12 protein-coding genes are annotated in these 14,707 nt (G+C 70.9%); 1 reads left to right on the forward strand and 11 read right to left on the reverse strand.

Annotated elements, in window-relative coordinates:
• Positions 1-50: 50 nt before the first annotated feature.
• The 5 genes from trmD to OG897_RS21085 form a co-directional block, all read right to left on the reverse strand.
• Positions 51-872 (reverse strand): tRNA (guanosine(37)-N1)-methyltransferase TrmD, encoded by an 822-nt coding sequence (gene trmD / locus OG897_RS21065; RefSeq protein WP_266658750.1) that lies wholly within the window; start codon positions 870-872, stop codon positions 51-53.
• Positions 872-1,453, reverse strand: a complete 582-nt coding sequence (gene rimM / locus OG897_RS21070; RefSeq protein WP_266658751.1) for a ribosome maturation factor RimM — start codon at positions 1,451-1,453, stop codon at positions 872-874. The genes trmD and rimM overlap by 1 nt, the downstream gene beginning before the upstream one ends.
• 181 nt (positions 1,454-1,634) lie before the next feature.
• Positions 1,635-1,874, reverse strand: coding sequence for an RNA-binding protein (locus OG897_RS21075; protein WP_067164759.1), 240 nt, complete (start codon positions 1,872-1,874; stop codon positions 1,635-1,637).
• Positions 1,875-1,876: 2 nt separating this feature from the next.
• Positions 1,877-2,314, reverse strand: coding sequence for a 30S ribosomal protein S16 (gene rpsP, locus OG897_RS21080; protein WP_266658752.1), 438 nt, complete (start codon positions 2,312-2,314; stop codon positions 1,877-1,879).
• 191 nt (positions 2,315-2,505) lie between these two features.
• Entirely contained in the window at positions 2,506-3,099 is a 594-nt protein-coding gene (locus OG897_RS21085) for a hypothetical protein (protein ID WP_266658753.1), read from the reverse strand.
• Positions 3,100-3,636: 537 nt separating this feature from the next.
• Here OG897_RS21085 and OG897_RS21090 point away from each other — a divergent pair.
• Positions 3,637-4,479 carry a class I SAM-dependent methyltransferase gene (locus tag OG897_RS21090; protein ID WP_266658754.1) on the forward strand — a complete coding sequence of 281 codons (843 nt, stop codon included), beginning with the start codon at positions 3,637-3,639 and terminating at the stop codon, positions 4,477-4,479.
• Between the two features lie 16 nt (positions 4,480-4,495).
• On the opposite strand, the gene ftsH is transcribed toward OG897_RS21090, so the two are convergent.
• From ftsH to OG897_RS21120, 6 genes are all read right to left on the reverse strand, one after another.
• Positions 4,496-6,427, reverse strand: a complete 1,932-nt coding sequence (gene ftsH / locus OG897_RS21095; RefSeq protein WP_266658755.1) for an ATP-dependent zinc metalloprotease FtsH — start codon at positions 6,425-6,427, stop codon at positions 4,496-4,498.
• Between the two features lie 114 nt (positions 6,428-6,541).
• The gene (ffh, locus tag OG897_RS21100) at positions 6,542-8,098 is read right to left on the reverse strand and encodes a signal recognition particle protein (RefSeq protein WP_266658756.1); all 1,557 of its coding nucleotides are present in this window, start codon (positions 8,096-8,098) and stop codon (positions 6,542-6,544) included.
• Between the two features lie 288 nt (positions 8,099-8,386).
• The gene (locus OG897_RS21105) at positions 8,387-10,831 is read right to left on the reverse strand and encodes a [protein-PII] uridylyltransferase (protein ID WP_266658757.1); all 2,445 of its coding nucleotides are present in this window, start codon (positions 10,829-10,831) and stop codon (positions 8,387-8,389) included.
• Between the two features lie 91 nt (positions 10,832-10,922).
• Positions 10,923-11,261, reverse strand: coding sequence for a P-II family nitrogen regulator (locus OG897_RS21110; protein ID WP_069170469.1), 339 nt, complete (start codon positions 11,259-11,261; stop codon positions 10,923-10,925).
• Complete coding sequence (locus tag OG897_RS21115; RefSeq protein WP_266658758.1) at positions 11,258-12,637, reverse strand: ammonium transporter; 1,380 nt, start codon at positions 12,635-12,637, stop codon at positions 11,258-11,260. The genes OG897_RS21110 and OG897_RS21115 overlap by 4 nt, the downstream gene beginning before the upstream one ends.
• Positions 12,638-12,967: 330 nt before the next feature.
• Complete coding sequence (locus OG897_RS21120) at positions 12,968-14,458, reverse strand: hypothetical protein (RefSeq protein WP_266658759.1); 1,491 nt, start codon at positions 14,456-14,458, stop codon at positions 12,968-12,970.
• Between the last annotated feature and the right edge of the window lie 249 nt (positions 14,459-14,707).

The following is a 14,707-nucleotide window of genomic DNA, read 5'->3' on the forward strand; positions in this document are numbered from 1 at the left end:
GGGCGTCGTTCCCCCTGTGGCAGGGGCGCACGTGGACGGACAACAGCTGCTTATTCTTCCACGGCCTCGGGGCTCGGCCCAAATCGGCCGTCGGGGCCGGGCTTCCAGCCCAGGATCGAGAGCATCTCGCGGTCCTTCTTGTCGAAGGCGGCCGGGTCCGTTCGCTCGATCAGGTCGGGCCGGTTCGCGGTCGTACGGCGGAATGCCTCGTCGCGCCGCCAGCGGGCGATCTTCCCGTGGTGCCCGCTGAGGAGTACGTCGGGGATGCCCCGGCCGCGCCACTCGGGGGGCTTCGTGTAGACGGGCCCCTCCAGGAGGTTGGCCATCGCGCCGGGGGCGAAGGAGTCGTCCTGGTGGGACTCGGCGTTGCCGAGGACGCCGGGGAGCAGACGGGCGACGGCCTCAGTGATGACGAGGACGGCCGCTTCGCCGCCCGCGAGGACGTAGTCGCCGATGGAGACCTCGTACACCGGCATCCGGGTCGCGTACTCGTCCATGACGCGCCGGTCGATGCCCTCGTAGCGGGCCGGGGCGAAGACCAGCCACGGCTGCTCGGAGAGCTCGACGGCGAGCTCCTGGGTGAAGGGGCGGCCGCTGGGCGTGGGAACGACCATGACGGGGCCGTGCGCGCCCGCCTCGTACCCGTCGGCGAGGGCCTCGTCGACGCAGGCGCCCCACGGGTCGGGCTTCATGACCATGCCGGGGCCGCCGCCGTACGGGGTGTCGTCGACGGTGTTGTGGCGGTCGTACGTCCATGCGCGGAGGTCGTGCGCGTGGACGTCGAGGACGCCTCGGGCGCGGGCCTTGCCGACGAGGGAGACGTTCAGCGGTTCCAGGTACTCCGGGAAGATCGTGACGACGTCGAGCCGCATCAGTTCGCGTCCTTCTCGGCGTCCCCTGGGGCGTCCTCTTCGGCGTCCCTGGTGGAGGCCACGACGGCCTCGCTGTCGTCGATCAGACCCGGCGGCGGGTCGATGACGGCGCGCTGCTCCTCCAGGTCGATCGAGGTGACGATCTCCTCGACGAACGGGATCATCACCTCGCTGCCGTCCTCGCGCTCCACGATGAACAGGTCCTGCGAGGGCAGGTGCGTGATCTCGCTGATCCGGCCGATCACCGTGCCGTCGGCGAGCACCACGTCGAGGTCGACCAGCTGGTGGTCGTAGAACTCCTCGGGGTCCTCGGGACGCTGCTCGGGGTCGACGTCGGAGATCAGCAGGGTGTTGCGCAGGGCCTCGGCCCCGGTGCGGTCCTTGACGCCCTCGAAGCGCAGCAGCAGCCGACCGCTGTGCACCCGGCCCGTCTCGACGGTCAGCGGGCCCACGCCTGCGGGGTCCGTGGTCAGTACGGCGCCGGGTCCGAGCCGCAGTTCGGGCTCGTCCGTGCGCACCTCGACGGTGACCTCGCCCTTGATCCCGTGGGCGCGGCCGATCCGCGCGACTACCAGCTGCACTCTCGTTCTCTCCTGTTTCGTACGACGGCGATCCCGCGCGACGGCGATCTACGCGACTTCGATCTACGCGACTGCGATCTGCGTGACTGCGATCTGCGGGGAATGACGCAGAAATGACAACGGGCCGGGGCGGGCCTCAGCCCTCCCCGGCCCCTGCCGGTAATGCTCTACTGCCTGATGCTCAGTGGGCCTGGTCCACGTCGACGAGGTCGACGCGAATGCCACGGCCACCGATGGCCCCCACGACGGTACGCAGGGCGCGGGCGGTACGGCCGTTGCGGCCGATCACCTTGCCGAGGTCGTCGGGGTGCACCCGAACCTCAAGGACGCGTCCGCGACGCAGGGTGCGCGAGGCGACCTGCACGTCGTCGGGGTTGTCCACGATGCCCTTCACGAGGTGCTCAAGAGCCTCCTCGAGCATGCTCAGGCCTCGGTCGACTCAGCGGCGTCGGCCGGAGCCTCTTCCGCCTTCTTGTCGGCCTTCTTCGCCTTCGGGGTGATGGCCTCGCCCTTGGCGTCGCCACCCTCAAGGGCCTTCGCGAACGCGTCGAAGGAAGCGCGCTTGTCTTCCTTCGTCGCCGGCTGGAGCAGCGGGGCCGGGGCCGGGAGACCCTTGTGGGCCTGCCAGTCGCCGGTGAGCTTCAGGATGGCGAGGACGGCCTCGGTCGGCTGGGCGCCGACGGACAGCCAGTACTGGGCACGCTCGGCGTTGACCTCGATGCGCGACGGGTTCTGCACCGGGTGGTACAGGCCGATCTCTTCGATGGCACGGCCGTCACGGCGCACACGGGCATCGGCGACGACGATGCGGTAGTGCGGCGAACGGATCTTACCGAGGCGCTTCAGCTTGATCTTGAGCACTGGAGTGTTCTCTCCTGGAATTGACGTGGTTGGGCACAACGGGATGCCACGTGGGGTTGCGGTACTCGGGGTGCCCGATGGACGCGTCAGCCGGAGGAGAGAGGGGTCCTGTGCGGCTGTCGAGTACAGCTACCCATTGTGCCACAGCTGCGGCACACGCCGTTCCCCGGCCCTGGTCGTGCTCTATGGCCTCAGCTCGCGGCACCCACCACGTCCGGAATGCGGAACGGCTTGCCGCAGCCGCCGCACACGATCGGGGCCTGGGCCAGCACCGACGGCACGACGCGGACGTTGCGCCCGCAGTCGCAGACGGCCTTGACCCGCACCCCTCCCCCGGAGGACCCGTGCCGGGCGGCGGGGCCGCGGAAGGACCTCTTGGTATCGGCGGCCGTCGCGACCGTGTGCGCCTTCAGCGCGCGCGTCAGTCGCTCGATCGTGGGCCGGTAGCGGCGCTTCGCCTCGGAGTTGAGCGCGACCAGGGAGAAACCGCTGCTGGGATGCGGTTCCTCCGGGTGGTCCAGGCCCAACTCCTCGGCGATCGCCAGGAATCGGCGGTTGTGGTAGCGACCGGCACGCGAGGTGTCACGGATGCCGCGGGCTGCGGCGATGCCGTGGACTGCCTCGTGCAGCAGTCGTTCGAAGGAGAGAGCCGCGCCGCAGGCGGACGAGGACTCTCCGATCAGGGACTCGGGCGCGGCAAGATCGGGCAGCTCGGGGTGGTACCGCTGAATGTCGGCCCACGCCTGCGCCAGTTCTGCGGCGAGGACAGGTGGTGTCGTGCTCACGACGTGACAACGACCGGGAGTGCCCCCGTGTTCCTATTCCGGGGCATCCCAAATAATTTGCACGTACCAGTCAGTTCCCGCTGATGCTTCCCGACGAGGGCGGGTGCGCCGATCTGTGGAGGACCCGCGCAGTGCGCGCCAAGGCGGTACGTATCCCCGGCTACGCCCCCGCAGGTAGCCCGCCCGCCGGTCGGGGGCCTCGGTCGGCCCCTGTGCCACGTGTGGTGACGGCGGCATCCCGGCCCTCACGGCAGAGTCGCGCTGCCACCGGTGCGGAGCACCCGTCCCACCGTGACGGCGCCCGCGCGGAGGACGCCGGTCGGACAGACACCGTACGGTCGCCCGCGCGTCCGGAGCCGGGAGCGCGACGCACCGCGCACGAGGCGCAGGTGCGGGCGCAAGCATTGCCTGTTGCCCCCTGGACTTGGGGACGGATGCGGAGTTCCCTGACATACGGGGGAAGTGCCGTAGCGCACACAGCACGGGGGTTGCCACACACGGGCACAACCGACCTCATGGCGGATTGGGGCGCTTTCGATGACACCAACGCTCGTCCAGCACCACCCGAGCGCGGCCTCGGCCCGTACGGGCACGCGCGCGCACGCCCGCGCGCGTGACTGGGCCGAGATCCAGGAACGGATGCTGGTTCCGCTCTACGAAGCGGTGTACGAGCGGCTTGAGGTAGGCCCTGCCACCCGGCTGCTCGGCCTCGACTGCGGCGCGGGCCTGGCCCTGCTCGTCGCGGCCTCCCGGGGCGCACGGGTCACGGGCGTCGACTCGCAACCCGCACTCGTCACGCACGCGCGGCAACGGCTGCACGACGACGGCGCACCGGGCGACGGCACGGCGTCCGTGCTGTGCGGCAGCCCCGCCGACGCGGCGGACGAGGCGCCGTACAACCTGGTCACCGCCTTCTCGCCGATCGGCTGTGCCGCACGCGAGACCGACTGGATCGGTCCGGTACTGGAGGAGGCCGTGCCGCTCGTCGGCCGAGGCACCCCCGTGGTCCTCACCGGCTGGGGCCCGCCGGAGCGGTGCACCACGACAGGAGTGCTGCGGGTGGCCTCGCGACTGACCGAGTCCGGCCGCAACCCGGGAACGTGGCGCCCCGCGCTGCGGGACGACCTGGAGGACGTGGCGGCACGGGCCGGCCTCAAGCCGGACGGCTCGGGGCGGGTGGCCTGCCCGTTCGGGTACGGCGACATGGACAGCGCGGTGCGGGGTCTGATGTCGACCGGCTTCTTCGACGCGGCGGTACGGGCGACGGACCCGGCACAGGTGGAGAAGGAGCTGGCGGAGGCGCTGCATCCGCATCAGCGGGCGGACGGAACGGTCTGGATGCCGAACGTGTTCCGGTACTTGATCACCCGCAAGCCGTAGATCTCGCTCACGGGCGTCACGCGTCCGGCTTCGACAGGCGCGTGATGCCCGCCGCCCGGTACGCGGCCGCCTCCTCCAAGGTCTCGTTCTCCAGGAGCGCCTGCGAGAGGGCGTCCAGCTTGGGCCGGTTCTCCTCCAGGAGGCGGATCGCCTTCGCGTAGCACTCGTCGACGATCCGGCGCATCTCGCTGTCGACCGCGTCGAGCGTCGCGGGGGCCGCGGACAGTCCGTACGCCTGCTGCGCATCGGACGGGATGGCGGTGAGACGGCCGACCCGCTCGCTCATCCCCCAGCGGCCCACCATGCCCCTGGCCAGGTTGGTGACCTGCTCCAAGTCGTTCTCGGCACCTGTCGTAATCACGTCGAAGACGACCTGCTCGGCGGCCATGCCGCCGAGGGCTCCGATGATTCTGCCGCGCAGATATTCCTCGGTGTACGCGTACTTGTCGGCGTCCGGCGTGGAGAGCGTGACGCCGAGCGCCCGGCCGCGCGGCACGATCGTGATCTTGCGTACGGGGTCCGCGCCGGGCTGGAGCATGCCGAGGAGGGCGTGCCCGCTCTCGTGGTACGCGGTCCTGCGGCGCTCCTCCTCCGGCATCACGAGGGGACGCTCCGCACCCAGCTGCACCTTCTCCAGGGCGTCCGAGAGGTCCGTCTGGGTGACGGCGCTCTGCTTGCGCTTGACGGCGAGGAGGGCCGCCTCGTTGGCGAGGTTGGCGAGGTCCGCGCCGGTCATGCCCGGTGTCGTACGGGCGACCTGGGCGAGGTCGACGCCGTCGGCGAGCGGGATGGACCGGGTGTGGATCTTGAGGATGGCCTCGCGGCCGCCCCGGTCGGGCGGGCTGACGGTGACGACGCGGTCGAAGCGGCCCGGCCGGGTGAGGGCGGGGTCCAGGACGTCGACGCGGTTGGTGGCGGCGATGACGACGACGCCCTCGGAACCGGAGAAGCCGTCCATCTCGGTGAGGATCTGGTTGAGCGTCTGCTCCCGCTCGTCGTGACCGCCCATGCCCGCGCCGCCGCCGCGGGCCCGGCCGATGGTGTCGATCTCGTCGATGAAGATGATCGCGGGAGCCACCTTGCGGGCCTCCGCGAACAGTTCGCGCACCCGCCCCGCACCCACACCCACGATCATCTCGATGAACTCGGAGGCCGAGGCCGAGAAGAACGGAACCCCGGCCTCACCCGCGACGGCCCGCGCGAGCAGGGTCTTCCCGGTGCCGGGCGGACCCGCGAGGAGCACGCCGCCGGGCATCCGGGCGCCCAGCTTCCGGTACTCCTCCGGGTTCTTGAGGAAGTCGACGACCTCCTCCAGCTCTCCCTCGACCTCGTCGATGCCCGCCACGTCCTCGAAGGTGGTGCGCTTGTCGGCGGCCACCTCGACGGGCTTCGGCGGTGCCTTGCGGCCGAGGCCGCCCATCCCTCCGCCGCCCAGCCCGCCGCTCATCCGCCGGGCGATGATCACCCACAGGGCGACGAGGAGCAGCATCGGGGCGAGCGAGATGAGGAGGTTGGCCAGGAAGGAACGCTCCTCCACGACCGGCTTCGCGGTGACGGTGACGCCGTCCTTGGTCAGCTCGTCCCACAGCTTGTCGTCGGCGAAGGCCGGGCGCTGGGTCAGGAACTTGGTGTACTTCGCGTCCTTCGCACCGTCCGGAACAGGCTGTTCCTTCTTCAGCTCGCCCTGGATCGCGTCGCCCTTGGAGTAGATCTTGGAGACGTTGTTCGAGGTCACCTGCTTGCTGAACTCGGTGTAGGCGACCGTCGGCTCGTCGCCCTCGTTGAAGAGACCGAGCACGATGTTGGTGAGCAGATAGACGATCAGCGCCGTCATCGCGAGCCTGCCCCAACCGCCGGGCATCTTCTTCTTCTCGGGCGGCGGTGGCGGGGCACCCTCGGACCGCCACGGCTGGTCCGGGGTCTGGCGCGGCGGCACGGGGTTGGTCATACCGGGACGTTACGACACATGGGCCCGCCGGGCATGCGCGGGAGCTCACCACGAGAACGCCGTGGGCACCCTCGGAGGAGGGCGCCCACGGCGTCGTACGACCAGCCGGGACGGCTAGCCCATGAACTTCTTGAACTCGTCCGGGAGCTCGAAGTCCTTGCCGTCCTGACCCGCGGGAAGGCCGAACGCGCCACCCCCCTGCGCGGCCTGCTCGCGGCGCTCGGCCTCGGCCTGCTCCTCCGCCTTGCGCTTCATCGGGTTGCCGGACTTGCGCTTGCCCTTGGCCTGCTTGACCTGCTTCTTCTGCTTGCCGGGACCGCCACCCATCCCGGGCATCCCCGGCATGCCGGGCATTCCGCCGCCCTGGGCCATCTTCGACATCATCTTGCGGGCGTCGAAGAACCGCTCCACCAGGTTCTTCACGGCGCTGACCTCGACGCCGGAACCCTTGGCGATACGGGCACGGCGCGAGCCGTTGATGATGGTCGGCTCGTGGCGCTCGGCCGGGGTCATCGACTTGATGATGGCCGCCGTACGGTCGACGTCCTTCTCGTCCAGGTTGGCGATCTGGTCCTTGATCTGCCCCATGCCCGGCAGCATGCCGAGCAGCTTGGAGATCGAACCCATCTTCCTGACCTGCTCCATCTGGGCCAGGAAGTCGTCGAGCGTGAAGTCCTTGCCGCCCTTGGAGGACGCCAGCTTGGAGGCCATTTTGGCGGCCTCTTCCTGGCTGAAGGTCTTCTCCGCCTGCTCGATCAGGGTGAGCAGGTCACCCATGTCGAGGATGCGGGAGGCCATGCGGTCCGGGTGGAACGCGTCGAACTCGTCCAGCTTCTCGCCGTTGGAGGCGAACATGATCTGACGGCCGGTGACGTGCGCGATCGACAGCGCGGCACCACCACGGGCGTCACCGTCGAGCTTCGACAGGACCACACCGTCGAAGCCGACGCCGTCGCGGAACGCCTCCGCGGTGTTGACCGCGTCCTGACCGATCATCGCGTCGACGACGAAGAGGATCTCGTCCGGGCTGACGGCGTCGCGGATGTCCGCGGCCTGCTGCATCAGCTCCTGGTCGATGCCGAGGCGACCGGCGGTGTCGACGACGACCACGTCGTGGAGCTTGTTCTTGGCGTACTCGATCGAGTCCTTGGCGACCTTGACCGGGTCACCCACGCCGTTGCCGGGCTCGGGGGCGTAGACCGCCACGCCCGCGCGCTGAGCGACCACGCTGAGCTGGTTGACGGCGTTGGGGCGCTGAAGGTCACAGGCGACGAGGATCGGAGAGTGACCCTGCTCCTTGAGCCAGAGGCCGAGCTTTCCGGCAAGGGTCGTCTTACCAGCACCCTGGAGACCCGCGAGCATGATCACGGTCGGGCCGGACTTGGCGAACCTCAGGCGGCGGGTCTCGCCGCCGAGGATGGTGACGAGTTCCTCGTTGACGATCTTGAGCACCTGCTGAGCAGGGTTCAGCGCCTTCGAGACCTCGGCTCCGGCGGCACGCTCCTTCACCTTCTTGATGAAGGCCCGGACGACGGGCAGGGCGACGTCCGCTTCCAGCAGGGCGATGCGGATCTCGCGGGCGGTGGCGTCGATGTCCGCCTCGGACAAGCGGCCCTTGCCCCGGAGATTCTTGAAAGTCGCGGAAAGGCGATCGGAGAGGGTATCGAACACTGTGGTCGCAGATCCTCGGGTTGGGGGCGGAGTCCTTGGCCCCCAGAGTATCCGGCCCGACAAAACGTCAGCCCCCGCCCGCCGGTTTTCAGCGGACAGGGGCTGGAGCCCCGCGTGGGCGGGGAGCAACCGGCGGTCTCGACGACGACCACGTCCAACTGTGGAACACCCCCGCGTACGGCGGGGACCAGGTATCGACGCTGGGCGCGAGCGCGGTAGACGCCGGACCACCCCCGCACGTGCGGGGATTTGCCCACTTCAACGAAGGCATCGCCACCCCGTTACGCCTCACCCCAAGGCTTGCTCCACCACCTTGGCCAGCTGAGCCGCTTCACCACCGGACAGCTCCGCCCCGGAGGGCCCCGTCACATAGACCGTGTCGACCGCACTCGCCCCCAACGTCGACACATGCGCACTCCTCACCCGCACCCCCGCCCCCTCCAACGCCCGCCCGATCCGGTGCAGCAGCCCCGGGGCGTCCTGCGCCCGTACCTCCAGCACCGTCGCGTGCCGGGACGCCGAAGCCGCCACCGTCACCCTCGGCGGCGGAGGCTGCACCGACCTGCGCCGCACCCCCGCCGCGTACGCCTTCTCCCGCTCCGCCAGCCGGGACGGCAGGTCCAGTGAGCCGTCCAGCGCGCGCACCAGGTCCGCCCGCAGCCGCGAAGCGTCGGGCAGCCCCCCGTACGCCGCCGCCACCCGCCACACCAGCAGCAGCACCGGCTCTGCCCCCTCCACCGGTACGTCCGCCGACCGGATCTCCGCCGTCCGCACGGTCAGCCGGTGCATCGCCAGCACCCCGGCCACCGACGGCAGCACCCCCGGCTGATCGGGCACGGCGATCGACAGCTCCACCCCCAGTGCCGCGTCACCCTCCTCCCGCGCCCGCAGCGTCAGCACCGGACCGCCCGTGCGGTGCGCCTCGACCGTCAGCCGCTCCTGCTCCGCGCTCAACGCACCGGGCTCAGCCTCCGCCAGGGGCTCCCCCGCCAGCACGGCCCCCACCCGCTTCACCAGATCGGCCACCAGCGACGCCCGCCACGCCGACCACGCGGCAGGTCCCGTGGCCAGCGCGTCCGCCTCCGTCAGGGCGTGCAGCAGTTCCAGAGTGGAGAGCGACCCCACCGCCTCCGCCACCCCTCGCACCGTCGCCGGATCGTCCAGGTCGCGCCGCGTCGCCGTGTCGACCAGCAGCAGGTGATGCCGTACGAGAGCGGCGACGACGCCCACGTCCGCCGCGTCGAACCCGATCCGCGCCGCCATGTCCCGCGCGATCGTCTCCCCCGCGACCGAGTGGTCCCCCGGCCACCCCTTGCCGATGTCGTGCAGCAGCGCGGCCACAAGCAGCAGGTCCGGGCGCCCCACCCGCCGTGTCATCCCGGCCGCCCGGACCGCCGTCTCCACCAGGTGCCGGTCCACGGTCCAGGTGTGCACGGGGTTGCGCTGCGGCCTGCACCGCACCCGCTCCCAGTCCGGCAGGAGCCGGGTGATCAGCCCTTCCGCCTCCAGCGCCTCCCACACCGGAACCGCCGCCTGTGCCGCCCCGAGCAGCGTGACGAGTTCCTCCCTGGCCTCTGCGGGCCAGGGCACCGGCAGCGGCGGCGAGACCTTCGCCAGTCGTCGTACGACATGGAGGTTGACCGGCAGCCCCGCCTGCGCGGCCGCGGCGGCGGCCCGCAGCACCAGCACCGCGTCCTTCTCCGGCCGGGCGGTGCGGGCGAGGACCGCCTCGCCGTCCTGTTCGACCACCCCGTCGGCGAGCGGCGTGCGCTCCGGTGCCGGACGCCCCCCGAGGAGAGCCTTGAGGCGAGGACGCGCGGAACGGGACGTGAGCACGCGCTCGACTTCCCGCCACGTCACCTCACTCGCGTACGACAGGGTGCGCGCGGCCTCGTACACATGGCGCAGCAGCACGTCCGCGTCGAGCAGCCCGAGGGCGTCCGCCACCTGGTCCTGTTCCTGGAGGGCGAGCCGGTCGGTGGCGCGTCCGGTGGTCAGGTGCAGGGCGTCGCGTACGTCGAGGAGGGTGCGGCGGGCGGCGGCGAGGCCCTCGCGCGGGGCGTCGGCGACCCAGGAGGCGGCGACGGCGCGCAGGGCGGTGGCGTCGCGGAGGCCGCCGTGCGCCTCCTTGAGGTCGGGTTCCAGGAGGTACTGCAACTCCCCCGCCCGCTCGGCCCGTTCGAGGCACAGTTCGCGCAGGGCGGGGAGGCGTTTGACGGCCTGGTTGCGCCAGTCGGCGAGGACGGCGGTGCGCAGTCCCGCGGTGAGACCGAGGTCGCCCGCGACGTGGCGGGCGTCGAGCAGGCCGAGGTGGGCCTTGAGGTCGTCGCCCGCGATCTTGCGCGCCTCTGCGGGGGTGCGTACCGAGTGGTCGAGGGCGATGCCGAGGTCCCAGACCGGGTACCAGATCCGGTCGGCGAGGGCGGCGACCGCACCGCTGTCACCGCCGTCGTGCAACAGCAGCAGGTCGAGGTCGCTGCGCGGGGAGAGTTCGCCCCTGCCGTAGCCGCCGACGGCCACGAGTGCCGCACCGCGCACCCCGGACTCGCGGGCGGCGGTGTCGAAGAGCGCCGCCACCCACTCGTCGGTGATCCGGGAGAGGCCGGAACGGCGCGACGGCCCGGACCGCGACTCCGTGTCGAGGAGTCGCAGCCGGGCCGCCGCGTAGCCGCTGGGTCCGGAGGAAGGGGTCTCGTCGTTCTCGTGCACTCTCGCCACCCAGGGGTTGGTCATCAGGGATTCGGGCCCCGCGAGGGCCCGGGGCCGCCGTCCGGGCGTGCCCCGGCACCGCGGCCTCAGCCGCGCACCCGCACCGGGCGGAGTGTCAGAGCGCGTCCGGTCCGCGCTCGCCGGTGCGCACCCGTACCGCCGTCTCGACCGGCACGCTCCACACCTTGCCGTCGCCGATCTTTCCGGTGCGGGCCGCCTTGACGACGACGTCGATCAGCTGCTCGGCGTCCTCGTCCTCGACGAGTACCTCGATGCGGATCTTCGGGACCAGGTCGACGGTGTACTCGGCGCCCCGGTAGACCTCGGTGTGGCCGCGCTGGCGGCCGTAGCCGCTGGCCTCGGTGACGGTGAGGCCCTGCACTCCGAATGCCTGGAGGGCTTCCTTGATCTCGTCGAGCCGGTGCGGCTTGACGACCGCCGTGATCAGCTTCATGCGTCCACCTTCTTGCTCGTGCCCGTGCTCGTGCCCTCGGCGGGGCCGGCCTCGGCGGGGGGTGCGGGGACGGGGGTGCGCGGGGCCGTGCCGCCGCCCGCCCCCGTGAAGTCGTATGCCGTCTCCGCGTGTTCGGTGCGGTCGATGCCGGAGACCTCGACGTCCTCCTCGACGCGCATGCCCATCACCTTGTCGATGACGAAGGCGAGCAGTGCGGAGACGAGCAGGGAGTAGGCGAGTACGGCGAAGACGCCGACGGCCTGCTTGCCGAGCTGCTCGAAGCCGCCGCCGTAGAAGAGGCCCTTGGCGTCGGACTGGACGCCTCCGGTGGCGAAGAGACCGACCAGCAGCGAGCCGATGACACCGCCGACGAGGTGGACGCCGATGACGTCCAGCGAGTCGTCGTACCCCAGCTTGAACTTGAGCCCCACGGCCATCGCGCAGACCACACCGGCGATGAGCCCGATGGCGATCGCGCCGAGCGGGGAGCAGGAGCCGCCGGACGGGGTGATGGCGACCAGACCGGCCACCGCGCCCGAGGCCGCGCCCAGCGTGGTGAACGCGCCGTGCCGGATCTTCTCGTACGCCAGCCAGGCGAGCATCGCGGCGGCCGTGGCGACCTGGGTGTTGACGAACATGACCGCGCCCACGCCGTCGTCGTTGCCCAGCCAGGACCCGGCGTTGAAACCGAACCAGCCGAACCACAGCAGGCCGGCGCCGAGCATCACCAGCGGCAGGCTGTGCGGTCGCATCGGGTCCTTCTTGAAGCCGATCCGCTTGCCGATCACCAGGATCACGCCGAGTGCCGCCGCGCCCGCGTTGATGTGGACGGCCGTGCCGCCCGCGAAGTCGATGACGCCCAGCTCGAAGAGCCAGCCGCCCGCGCCCCACACCCAGTGCGCGACGGGGAAGTACACGACGGACACCCAGAGCACGACGAACAGCGCCCAGGCGGTGAACTTCACCCGGTCCGCGAGCGCCCCGCTGATCAGGGCGGGTGTGAGGACCGCGAACATCAGCTGGAAGACGGCGAAGACGTACACCGGGATGGTGTAGCCGTCCCAGAGTTCGGTGACGCCGATGCCGCTGAGGCCGACGAAGTCCGAGCTCCAGCCGATCACGGAGCCGATGTCGTCGCCGAAGGCGAGGCTGAAGCCGAAGAGCACCCACAGGATCGTGACGATCCCGAGGCTGATGAAGCTCATCATCAGCATGTTCAGGGTGGACTTGACCCGGACCATGCCTCCGTAGAAGAAGGCCAGGCCCGGTGTCATCAGCATCACCAGGGCGGAGCAGATGAGCATGAAGCCGGTGTTGGCGGCGGACAGCGTGGGAGCGTCTGCGGCAAGCGTCAACGTCGTGATGCCTGGGGGCATCGGCGTCTCCTCGTCTCGGGGCGGCCAGTGCGGGGTGGCTGGTTATGGGCCCTGAGATTGGCGGAGCACGGTTTCGGCGGATGCCGCTGGGTGTTTCGCGGGGGTGACGATGACGACGTACGTGTTACGCGGAAATGAACGGACCGATCTCGCGCGGCGCACCCGATCGGGCAGCGGCGCACCCGGTCCGGGCAGCGGCACACCCCGTTCTGACAGGGGCCGACCGCGACAGCTACCCGGGTGACCTGGCGTGGGGGAGCCGAGTCGGGCTTCACGGGGTCGCTGTCGCGGCCGGGTTCTCGGGGCCCGTACGAGCGAGGGCCCGCAGGGCTACACCGCTTCCGCGGCTTCGGGGAGCTTCGCCCCCAGCTGGTCGGTCAGATCGTGCACTTCGGCGACGTCGCCGAATTCCCGCACCGCTCCCTCGACGGTCTTGCGCAGCCGGTTGTTGACCCGCTCGGAGCGGATCTTCCCGGCGACGTCGAGGGCCAGCTCCGAGTACTGGACGGCCTGTTCGGGCTGCCTCTTGAGGAGGTGCACGGTGGCCATGCCGACGAGGTTGAGCGCGTACGACCGCTGGTGCTCCTCGTCCTTCTCGAAGAGCTGTACGGCGCGCTCCATGACGGGTTCGGCGAGCGAGGCGTAGGTGGGGCTGCGCCCGGCGACGTAGGCGAGGTCGCGGTAGGAGTGCGAGTTCTCGCCGTTGAGTTCGGCCTCGGAGAAGAAGCGGATCCAGTCGGGGTCCTGCTCGTCGTCGAGCCCCGCGTCGACGAAGGTGTCCTCGGCCATCCGGACGGCCCGCTTGCACTTGCTGGGCTGCCCCATGTTGGCGTAGGCGCGGGCCTCCATCGCATACAGCATCGCCTGGGTGCGGGCGGTGGCGCACTCGCGGCTGCCGTACTGGGCGAGGTGGACCAGTTCCAGTGCGTCGTCGGGGCGGCCGAGGTGGATCATCTGGCGGCTCATGCTGGACAGGACGTACGAACCCAGCGGCTTGTCGCCCGCCTCCTTGGCGGCGTGCAGCGCGAGGACGAAGTACTTCTGGGCGGTGGGCTGGAGCCCGATGTCGTAGCTCATCCAGCCCGCCAGTTCGGCGAGTTCGGCGGCGCACCGGAAGAGGCGCTGGGCGGTGGCGGCCGGCTGCGGCTCCTGGAGCAGGTCGGTGACCTCGTGGAGCTGCCCGACGACGGCCTTGCGGCGCAGCCCGCCGCCGCACTGGGCGTCCCACTGGCGGAACATCTTGGTGGTCTCTTCGAGCAGTCTGAGCTCGGGTTCGGACAGCCGGGACGGCCGCCGGGAGGCTCCCGCGGTCTCGGCGGGCCCCGGGGCACCGGCGGGCGAGGGGACCAGCCAGCGCTGCATCGGCTCGATCAGGGCGGGGCCCGCGGACAGGGCGAGCGAGGAGCCGAGGAAGCCGCGCCGGGCGAGCATCAGGTCGCTGCGGGAGAACTCGCTGAGCAGCGACACGGTCTGCGGTCCGGCCCAGGGCAGGTCCACGCCGGACACGGACGGCGACTGGTGGGCGGCGCGCAGCCCGAGGTCCTCGATGGCGACGACCGCGCCGAAGCGCTCGGAGAACAGCTCGGAGAGGATGCGCGGAATGGGCTCGCGCGGATTCTCCCCGTCCAGCCAGCGGCGCACCCGGGAGGTGTCGGTGCTGATGTGGTGGGCGCCCATCTGGCGCGCCCTGCGGTTGACCTGGCGGGCCAGTTCGCCCTTGGACCAGCCGCTGCGCGCGAACCACGAACCGAGCTGCTCGTTCGGGCGCTTTCCAGCGTTTCCTGTACCAGCGCTGCTGCCGCCCACGGGAACGCCCCCCATTCGTCGTCCGTCGTCCGGAGCGGGCCGCACACCGCGCTCCGGGATTCCTGCCGCTTCCATGCCCTGCCTCGGGTCCGTACCCACACCACCCGCCGGGGTGGAACCCCCTACAGAATGCCGCGAGTTGACGCCCTCTGTCCCCACGATGCGCCCCCTCGAACGGGAATCCGGCTTGCCCCCGGCATACCCATGAACGCGCACACCTCCGGGGTCCATGTACTGAAAGTAATCCTACGATCACCCCCACAG

It is taken from the genome of Streptomyces sp. NBC_00237, assembly GCF_026342435.1.
In the GTDB taxonomy this organism is placed as follows: Bacteria; Actinomycetota; Actinomycetes; order Streptomycetales; family Streptomycetaceae; genus Streptomyces.

Excerpts from the sequence above, each read along its gene's own strand:
- OG897_RS21110 (WP_069170469.1), bottom strand. The coding sequence starts at position 11,261 with ATGAAGCTGATCACGGCGGTCGTCAAGCCGCACCGGCTCGACGAGATC.
- OG897_RS21105 (WP_266658757.1), bottom strand. The coding sequence starts at position 10,831 with ATGACCAACCCCTGGGTGGCGAGAGTGCACGAGAACGACGAGACCCCT.
- OG897_RS21115 (WP_266658758.1), bottom strand. The coding sequence starts at position 12,637 with ATGCCCCCAGGCATCACGACGTTGACGCTTGCCGCAGACGCTCCCACG.
- ftsH (WP_266658755.1), bottom strand. The coding sequence starts at position 6,427 with ATGACCAACCCCGTGCCGCCGCGCCAGACCCCGGACCAGCCGTGGCGG.
- trmD (WP_266658750.1), bottom strand. The coding sequence starts at position 872 with ATGCGGCTCGACGTCGTCACGATCTTCCCGGAGTACCTGGAACCGCTG.
- OG897_RS21120 (WP_266658759.1), bottom strand. The coding sequence starts at position 14,458 with ATGGGGGGCGTTCCCGTGGGCGGCAGCAGCGCTGGTACAGGAAACGCT.
- OG897_RS21075 (WP_067164759.1), bottom strand. The coding sequence starts at position 1,874 with ATGCTCGAGGAGGCTCTTGAGCACCTCGTGAAGGGCATCGTGGACAAC.
- OG897_RS21090 (WP_266658754.1), top strand. The coding sequence starts at position 3,637 with ATGACACCAACGCTCGTCCAGCACCACCCGAGCGCGGCCTCGGCCCGT.